The sequence below is a fragment of the Kitasatospora sp. NPDC058243 genome, assembly GCF_042882025.1.
GTDB lineage: Bacteria > Actinomycetota > Actinomycetes > Streptomycetales > Streptomycetaceae > Kitasatospora.
The window spans coordinates 1-6,993 of the sequence record NZ_JBHVWW010000131.1; the positions used below are offsets into that span (position 1 = coordinate 1).

Annotated in this window: 7 protein-coding genes and 1 pseudogene; 3 read left to right on the forward strand and 5 right to left on the reverse strand. The window is 73.4% G+C overall.

Translation table 11 applies throughout. The annotated features are described in order from the left end of the window. From ACFVX9_RS39310 to ACFVX9_RS39325, 4 genes and pseudogenes are all read right to left on the reverse strand, one after another. Positions 1–490: pseudogene (locus ACFVX9_RS39310) on the reverse strand (hypothetical protein); the annotation flags it as partial. Between the two features lie 12 nt (positions 491–502). After that, positions 503–1,135: a nicotinate-nucleotide adenylyltransferase gene (nadD, locus tag ACFVX9_RS39315; protein WP_063347543.1), complete on the reverse strand. Its 633-nt coding sequence runs from the start codon at positions 1,133–1,135 to the stop codon at positions 503–505. Positions 1,136–1,259: 124 nt separating this feature from the next. Beyond that, positions 1,260–1,415 carry a hypothetical protein gene (locus tag ACFVX9_RS39320; RefSeq protein ID WP_167745857.1) on the reverse strand — a complete coding sequence of 52 codons (156 nt, stop codon included), beginning with the start codon at positions 1,413–1,415 and terminating at the stop codon, positions 1,260–1,262. Positions 1,416–1,567: 152 nt separating this feature from the next. Continuing rightward, positions 1,568–1,714 carry a hypothetical protein gene (locus ACFVX9_RS39325; protein ID WP_159398425.1) on the reverse strand — a complete coding sequence of 49 codons (147 nt, stop codon included), beginning with the start codon at positions 1,712–1,714 and terminating at the stop codon, positions 1,568–1,570. A 248-nt stretch (positions 1,715–1,962) separates the two neighbouring features. Between ACFVX9_RS39325 and ACFVX9_RS39330 the strand changes: the two genes are divergently transcribed. Beyond that, on the forward strand, positions 1,963–3,057 hold the full coding sequence (locus ACFVX9_RS39330) for a M48 family metallopeptidase (RefSeq protein ID WP_063347544.1): 1,095 nt from the start codon (positions 1,963–1,965) through the stop codon (positions 3,055–3,057). Between the two features lie 42 nt (positions 3,058–3,099). Here the strand turns inward: ACFVX9_RS39330 and ACFVX9_RS39335 are convergent, their stop codons facing one another. After that, positions 3,100–4,521 carry a DUF2079 domain-containing protein gene (locus ACFVX9_RS39335; RefSeq protein WP_387987048.1) on the reverse strand — a complete coding sequence of 474 codons (1,422 nt, stop codon included), beginning with the start codon at positions 4,519–4,521 and terminating at the stop codon, positions 3,100–3,102. A 129-nt stretch (positions 4,522–4,650) separates the two neighbouring features. Between ACFVX9_RS39335 and ACFVX9_RS39340 the strand changes: the two genes are divergently transcribed. Beyond that, positions 4,651–5,328: a response regulator transcription factor gene (locus ACFVX9_RS39340; protein ID WP_387987051.1), complete on the forward strand. Its 678-nt coding sequence runs from the start codon at positions 4,651–4,653 to the stop codon at positions 5,326–5,328. Continuing rightward, positions 5,318–6,898 (forward strand): ATP-binding protein, encoded by a 1,581-nt coding sequence (locus tag ACFVX9_RS39345; protein ID WP_387987054.1) that lies wholly within the window; start codon positions 5,318–5,320, stop codon positions 6,896–6,898. Before ACFVX9_RS39340 ends, ACFVX9_RS39345 begins: the two co-directional genes overlap by 11 nt. The last annotated feature ends 95 nt before the right edge of the window (positions 6,899–6,993 follow it).

Below are 6,993 nucleotides of genomic sequence, written 5' to 3' on the forward strand. Positions count from 1 at the left end.
GGGGCACGCGCGGGCGCGGCGGCGCGGGGGCGACGGGGGCGCCGGGCGCGGACGCGGCGGGCGCAGGCGCGACGACGGCCTCGGGCTCGACCGCCGCCGGCGCACCCGCCGCCGGGTAGGCCTGCTGCTGGTAGCCGCCCCCGGCCTCCGGCCCGGGCGACCCCCACGCGCCGTACGCCGGGTCCTGGTAGCCGTAGCCCCCCTGCTGCTGGTACGCCTGCACGGGCTGCCCGTACTGGTCGTACTGCTGCTGGTCGTACTGCTGCTGCGGGGGCTGCTGGTACGCCTGGTACGGCTGCTGCTCCTGGTAGCCGCCGTACGGGTCCCCCGTGTACACCGGCTGCCCGTACTGGTCGTACTGCTGCTGCTCCGGGACCTGTTCGGGCTGCTGCTGGTAGCCCCCCTGGTACTGCTGGTACTGCCCGGTCGACCAGTCCTCCGGCTGCTGCTGGTGCTGGTGCTGCCGGCCTCCGCCGCTTCGCTCGGTCACGCCCGCTCCTGGTCAGGTCCGGTGCGGCGCGTAGAGCGCCCGCTTGTCGATGTAGCGGACCACGCCGTCCGGGACGAGGTACCAGACCGGTTCGCCCTTGGCGACCCGGTTGCGGCAGTCCGTGGAGGAGATGGCCAGCGCGGGGACCTCGACCAGGGAGACCCCGCCCACCGGGAGTCCGGCGTCCGACAGGGTGTGTCCCGGGCGGGTGCACCCGATGAAGTGCGCGAGCGAGAAGAGCTCGTCGGAGTCGCGCCAGGACAGGATCTGGGCGAGCGCGTCGGCGCCGGTGATGAAGAAGAGGTCGGCGTCCGGGTGCTGGGAGTGCAGGTCGCGCAGGGTGTCGACGGTGTACGTCGGGCCCTCGCGGTCGATGTCGATCCGGCTGACCGAGAACTGCGGGTTCTCGGCGGTGGCGATGACCGTCATCAGGTAGCGGTCCTCGGCCGGGGTGACGTGGCGGTCGCTCTTCTGCCACGGCTGCCCGGTCGGCACGAAGATCACCTCGTCCAGGTGGAACGCGCTCGCCACCTCGCTGGCGGCGACCAGGTGGCCGTGGTGGATCGGGTCGAAGGTGCCGCCCATCACCCCGAGGCGCTTCTTCACCGGTTCCGGTCCGCCGGGATTCCCGGCCTGCTCTCCCATGCCGCCACACCTTACGCGACGCCCGTTACGGTGCGGGAACGCCCGGGTGGGGGTTGTCCGAAGACGCGTGAGGGAGCGGCCGGCCGGTACGCCGGACGCTCCCCGAGCGGCCCCGGGAGGCGGCTCAGCGGTCCCGGTTGAAGCGGGTGGTCACGAAGAGCAGGAGCGCCAGGATGAACAGTGCGGCGCCACCCGTCAGGTACGGGTTCAGGCTCTCGTGGTTGCCCCCCTCGCTCTCGGCGAGCAGGTTCAGGACGGGGAGTGCGGCGGCAGTGTTCATGGTCGGCGGGACCTTCTCGGCTCGGGTGAACGGACCAGGGGTTCTTCCGGGCCGGTGAAGGCCCACCTGTCATCGTACGGGGGCTTACCCGGCAACCGCTCGGCGGCCCACCGCCGCTGACCGGGCGTGAGCCCGAACCGGGGCGGCGGTGCTCAGTTGCCGCGGAAGGCGCGCGCCATGATCCAGACCAGCAGGCCGACGCCGACGAACGACGCCACCACGATGATCCGCAGGAACAGGCCCGGGCCGGCCTCGTTGGAGATGGGTGCGGCCAGGCTGACAAGCGCGTCGGTGGACATCTGCGGGGCTCCTCGAACTGCTCGGTACCGCGGCCGGATCCGGTCTCGGTTCTCCAGGACATTCAGGGTAGACCGGCCTCACACCGGCGCCGCCCACCGGCCCCTGCGGCGTGGCCCGGCCCGCGCGTACGCTGCCCGTGGGGACGAGTACGCAACCGCGGACGTTGCAAGGACAGTCGTTGCAGGCGTAGACCAGCGGGGGCCGGCCGCCGAGCCGGGGCCGCCGTCGACCAGGAGGTACTCAGACCATGACCGACCCGACCGCGAAGACCCCGAGCCGGCGCCGCCAGCGCTTCCCCGACATCTCCACCCGCGCCTGGGAGCACCCCGCGGACCGTTCCGCCCTGGTCGCCCTGCGCAAGCTCACCGGCTTCGACGACGTCCTGAGGAAGCTCGCCGGGCTGGTGTCCGAGCGCTCGATCCGGCTGATGTTCCTGGCCACCGCCGTGAAGACCTCCGAGCGCCAGTTCCCCGAGCTGTACGACATGGTGCGCGACGCCGCCTACGTGCTCGACCTGGAGCAGGTCCCGGACCTGTACGTCACCCAGGACCCGACGGTCAACGCGTACTGCATCGGCATCGACACCCCGATCATCGTGATCACCAGCGGCCTGATCGAGCTGCTCGACGAGGAGGAGCTGCGCTCGGTCATCGGCCACGAGGTCGGCCACGCGATGTCCGGCCACGCGGTCTACCGGACGATGCTGATGATCCTCACCAACATCGCCACCCGGGTCGCCTGGGTGCCGCTCGGCAACCTGGCGATCATGGCGATCGTCACCGCGCTCAAGGAGTGGTTCCGCAAGGCGGAGCTGTCCAGCGACCGGGCCGGCCTGCTCGCCGGGCAGGACGTCCAGGCGTCCATGCGCGCCCTGATGAAACTGGCCGGCGGGCACAACCTGGCCGAACTGAACGTCGACGCCTTCCTGGAGCAGGCCGAGGAGTACGACAAGGCCGGCGACCTGCGCGACGGCGTGCTCAAGCTGCTCCAGCTGCTGCCGCAGAGCCACCCGTTCGCGGTGGTGCGGGTCGCCCAGCTGAAGAAGTGGGCGGAGAGCGACGAGTACCGCTCGATCCTGGCCGGCGCCTACCCGCGCCGCACGGACGACCCGGACACCTCGGTCGGCGAGCAGTGGAAGGCCGCCGCCGACCACTACACGACCTCGGTGAAGGAGAGCAAGGACCCGCTGATGGGCCTGATCCGCGACGTGGCCGGCGGCGCCGCGACCGTCGGCGGCAAGCTCCGCGACACCTTCGCCGACACGTTCACCGGCGGCTCCCGCGGCGGTTCCGCCACCCGCGAGGACGGCCGCACCGACCGGGGCGAGCGCACCGACGGCTGACCCCCCGCACCCGCGCCGACGGCCGGTGCGCCCCGCCCGGGGTCACCGGCCGTCGGCCTGCCCCGGCTGCCAGTGGTACACCGCCACCCCGGCCCCGTCCGCCACCCGCCGGTACCCGCCACCGTCGACCAGGCCGGCCAGGAACCGCCGCTGCTCCGCCACCGGCACCGGGAAGCCGTCCGGCTCCTCCAGCACCGCCACCCACTCCGCCACCGGCCGCCCCCAGCCGCCCGGCCCGCCCGCACCACCCGGCCCGCCCGGCGGCGTCAGGTACGGGAACAGCGACACCGTGCAGCGCCCGGTCAGCTGCGGCGCCAGACGGTTGGCGGCGGCCACCCGGGCGCCGTCCGGGACGACCGCCAGCACCCGGCGCACCTGCGCCGCCCGCCCGTCGCCCCGCCAGGCGTCCCCCGACAGCACGCCCGCCACCGGGCCGGTCGCGGTCAGCGCCACCGTGACGGCGAGCATCCCCGCCGCCACCGGCAGCCCCCGGCCCAGCCGGGACAGCCGGGACAGCCGGGACAACAGCAGGCCCGCCCCGTGCAGCCCCGCCGTGAACAGCAGCGGCACCAGCACCGCGTCGTAGTGCTGCCCGGTGCGCCAGAACGCCGGATTGTCCACCCAGAACCGGGCCGCCAGCAGCACGCCCGCCAGCAGCACCAGCGGCGAACGCAGCGCCAGCAGCAGCGTCGGCGCCAGCAGCAGCAGGACGGTCAGCGCCTTGACCGCCGGGAACAGCAGCCGCGCCAGCGGGTTCCCGCCGTCGAACTCCCCCATGTGCGCGTACGTGTACTCGCCGCCCGGGTTGAGCGCCGGAATCACCACCAGGGTGACCAGCAGGCCGGCCGCCACCGCCGCCAGCACGGTGACCGCCCCCAGTCGGCGCCGCCCGCGCCACCACACGTAGCCGCCGACCGCCGCGACCAGCAGCGCCTGGTCCTCCTTGACCAGCAGCAGCGGCAGCGCCCACGCCACCGCCGGGCCGTACCGCTCCCGGGCCAGCGCCACCACCGCGGCCGCCGCGAGCGGCACCGCGAAGGCCACCTCGTGGAAGTCGAACGCCACCGCGCTCTGCAACCCCGCCGACAGCCCGTACGCGACCCCGGCGACCGCCCCGCCCGCCGGCCCCAGCACCCGCACCGCGTACCCCGTCACCGGCACCGCGGACAGCGCCACCAGCACCGCCTGCGCCACCAGCAGCGTGCCCGCCCCCGGCCAGAGCCGGTAGAACGGCGCCAGCACCGCCAGCACCGGACTGAAGTGGTCGCCCAGGAGGTTGAAGCCCGTGCCCTTCAGCGCGACCACCGGTGCTTCGAGCCGGGCGTAGGCGCGCACCGCCTCCTCGAAGATGCCCAGGTCGAAACCCGCACTCTCCAACCGGCCGTATCTGGTGAGCGAGACGGCCGCGTACAGCGGGGCGAGCAGGGCGGCCACCGACCACGGCAGCACACGTCGGAAATCCATGACCCGGACGCTAGGAATTCCCCGCTGAAGGGAAACTGAGGAAAGCTGAGGAAAACTTCAGCTCGGATATCCCGGGCAAGCCGGTCAAGGCCGTTGCGGGAAAACGGAATTCCCCCAAGGATGTCCGTCATGCGGCTACTGATCATCGAGGACGAGGAGCGGCTCGCGCAGTCCCTGAGGCAGGGGCTGGCGGCCGAGGGATACGCGGTCGACCTGGCCCACGACGGCGTCCACGGGCTCGAACTCGCCCTCACCGAGCCCTATTCGGCGATCGTGCTCGATCTGATGCTGCCCGGCCTCAACGGCTTCAAGGTCTGCCGCGAACTGCGCGCCACCGGAAATTCCGTACCGATTCTGATGCTCACCGCGAAGAACGGCGAGTACGACGAGGCCGAGTCGCTGGACTGCGGCGCGGACGACTTCCTCAGCAAGCCGTTCTCCTACGTCGTGCTCACCGCCCGGCTGCGCGCCCTGCTGCGCCGCGGCGCCGCCGCCCGCCCGCCGGTGCTCGCGGTCGGCGCGCTGCGGATCGACCCGGCGGCCCGCCGCTGCACCGCCGCCGACCGACAGGTCCGGCTCACCACCAAGGAGTTCGCCGTGCTGGAATGCCTGGCCCACCGCCCCGGCGAGGTGGTCCCCAAGGGCGGCATCCTGGACACCGTCTGGGACGCCGCCTTCCGGGGCGACGTGAACATCGTCGAGGTCTACGTCGCCGCCCTGCGGCGGAAACTGGACGTGCCCGGCGTCGGCTGCCGGATCGAGACGGTGCGCGGCGCCGGATACCGGCTGGTGCCCGATGCACACTGACCGCCTCCGCCCGCTGCTGCGCCCCTGGCACCGCTCCTCGCTCCGCATCCGCGCCGCCCTCGGCGCGGCCCTCGCCTCCGTGCTGGCCTTCTCGGTGGCCGCCCTCTGGGTCGGCGGCGCGGTCCACGACCAGTGGACGGCCGTCGCCGAGAAGCAGGCCCAGGAAAGTGCCCAGCTCGTCGCCCACGACATCACCACCGGCACCCAGACCTGGACCTCGACCCTGAAGGAGTCGTTCCTGCTGGTCCTGGCCGACGGCCAGGTGGCCTTCCCGCTCGCCCCCGACGGCCAGGGCAGCATCACCATCTACCCCGACAAGAAAGAGACCGGGGCCAACACCCTGCTGGGCGAGTACGCGGGCCTGCCGCCCGAACCCTTCGCACCCCTCCCGCCCTACCCCCAGGACGTCTCCCCCGCGCACACCGAGCGGGTCCGGATCACCCTGCCCGACCACACCCGGCTGTTCCACCTGCCGGAGAACGGCCCCTCCCTCATCGGCCGGGACGTCACCATGATCAAGCGGGTCACCGACCCGGTCTCCTCCCGGACCCTGCGGCAGTACACCGGCATCCTGGGCATGCCGGAGCAGCGCGTCACCGTCTACCTGCTGGTCAACCCCACCGTCGCCGACCAGGCCGAGGACCGGATCACCGGCATCCTGCTGCGCTACGTGCTGCCCGCCGCGACCCTGTTCACCGCCCTGATCGCCTGGCTGGTCACCGGCCTGGCGCTGCGGCCGGTGGAGTCGATCCGCCGGGGCATGGCCCGGATCGGCGCCGGGGCCTTCCACGAACGCGTCCCGGTGCCACCCTCGCGGGACGCCATCGCGCGGCTGGCCGAGACCACCAACACCACGCTCGGCCGACTGGAACACGCGATCGACGAGCAGCGCCGACTCGTCTCGGACGCCTCGCACGAGCTGCGCAGCCCGCTGGCCGCGCTGCGCAACTCGCTGGAGGTCCCGCTGGCCCACCCGGCGGGCGTGGAGTGGCCGCAGGTGGTGCGCGACGCGCTCACCGACACCGAGCGGCTGCAACTGCTCACCGACGACCTGCTGCTGCTCGCCGCCGTCGAGGAGCCCACCGGGCCGCTCGGCGGCGAGCCGGTGGACCTCGCCGACCTGGTCGGCGAGCAGGTCGCCGAACGCGCCCACCCGTCCGCCGGCGGGCCCGCCTTCCTGGCCGTCTCCCTGGAGCCCGCGCCCGTCCCGGGCAGCGAGCTGCGGCTCGGCCGGCTGGTGCGCAACCTGCTCGACAACGCCGCCCGGCACACCCGCACCGCCGTCGCCGTCTCGGTGACCGTCGAGGACGGGCACGCCGTGCTGACCGTCACGGACGACGGCCCGGGCATCCCGCCCAAGGACCGGGAGCGGGTCTTCCACCGGTTCGTCCGGCTGGACGACGCCCGCTCCCGCGACTCCGGCGGCGCCGGCCTGGGCCTCGCCCTGGTCCGCTCGATCGCCCGCGGCGTCGACGGCACCGCCGCCTTCACCGACCCGCCCCCGCCCGGCCCGGGCGCCCGCGCGGTGGTCCGCCTCCCGCTCGCCACCGGCGCCCCGGACAGGGCCTAGCTAGGGCGTGTTTCATAATTCCCGCCGGGCGCGCGACGCCGGGCATCCCGCCTGACCGCACCGGCGAAACGTCCAAGTACGGCCCAGTACGAGGA